The following is a 1516-nucleotide window of genomic DNA, read 5'->3' on the forward strand; positions in this document are numbered from 1 at the left end:
GCGCTCGCCCACGGTGGGCAGCTCCGCCACGCCGGGACGGTCGAAGGTGCGCGTCCGGGCGTCGTACACCCAGCTGCGGCCGACGCTGGTGGCCAGGTAGGCGTCGCTCGGATCGTCGATCTCCGCCTGCGGGTGGCGGCGCAGGATCCACACGCGCATCACCACCAGATAGGTCACGAAGGCGATCGGGAACCCGATGACGTAGGCGTAGTCGGGCTGCCACAGGGCCACGGCCGAGGCTCCGAACCAGGCGATCAGTGCCGCCGGGTTGAACCCGTGGGCGTACCGGTACTGGCCCTGGGGGTCGTACAGCGCGGGCACGTTGACCCGGCGGCGACGCAGCACGTAGTAGTCGGCGATCATGATCCCGGCGATGGCCGCGATGAACCCGCCGTAGTAGCCGAGGAAGGTGAACAGGTTGTCCAGCAGCAGCCAGGGCATGACGGCGGTGCCCACCACCCCGGCCAGCACCACCGCCGAACGGTAGGACAGGTGGGGCGCGGCCGCGTTGACGAAGTTGAGTGCGGCGGGCACCACGTTGGCGGCGGTGTTGGTGGACCACTGGGCCAGGACGATCATCACCAGCAGCACGCCCAGCACGAACCCGGTGCTCTGGCCCTGGATGACGTCGACCGGGTTCCACTCGCCGGTGACGATGAAGGACACCGCGCCGATGAAGGAGATCCAGGCCTGCATCACCGGCAGGGCGACGAAGTGGGCGATCAGGACGGTGCGGTTACGGCGCAGGAAGCGACGTTCACCGGGCACCGTGCGCACGAATCGGGTGATGCCGGGGATGTCGACGGCCAGTGGGGCCCAGACCACCATGTTGATGAGGAAGAACGCCGCCAGCGACAGGTCGCCGCCGGAGGCGAAGGTCCAGATGTTGGTGCCCTCCAGGTCGGCGATGCCGTCGAGCGTGTAGTACATCCAGATCGAGATCGCCAGGATGCAGGGCGCGGCCAGCGACGCCAGCCGTTCGACCGCCTTGATGCCGAGGGCGACGTTGGCGATCTGCACGGCCAGGAACAGCACGTACCACAGGGGCCAGGAGGAGAACCCGGTCCAGTACTCGACCAGGCCGTTGATGGCCAGGGCGCCGATGTAGGTCTGGATGCCGAACCAGCAGGCGGCGACCACACCGCGCGAGACGGAGGGGAGGTGGGTGCCGATGGTGCCGAAGGGGGCACGCAGGAACACGGCGAAGGACAGGCCGTGCTCGGTGCCGATGTCGGCGGTCAGGGTCATGACGACCGACAGGGTCATGGTGGCGGTGAGGACGATGAGCATGACGGTGGGCAGGGACAGGCCGCCCTCGACGCCGTTGGCGCCGTACTGGAAGGTCACGATGACGATGGCCAGGGCGACCCACATCCACACGAAGCCCATGAGCGAGATGGGTCGTTGGTTGAGCCAGGTGGGCAGGATCGACTCTTCGAGCAGGTGGTCGCGGGGTTCGGGAGGGCTGCTGCTTCGGGGGGTGGAGGCGTCCACGGTGGTACTCCGGGGGTCGGGG

At 68.3% G+C, this 1516-nt stretch carries 1 protein-coding gene; it reads right to left on the minus strand.

Features of this window, described 5'->3' with window-relative positions:
* The coding region (locus DSY14_RS27745) for an NCS1 family transporter (protein ID WP_211719556.1) at positions 1 to 1494 on the minus strand (1494 nt) is incomplete at its 3' end.
* Positions 1495 to 1516 lie beyond the last annotated feature (22 nt).

It is taken from the genome of Nocardiopsis sp. MG754419, from assembly GCF_018207095.1.
Lineage (GTDB): Bacteria > Actinomycetota > Actinomycetes > Streptosporangiales > Streptosporangiaceae > Nocardiopsis.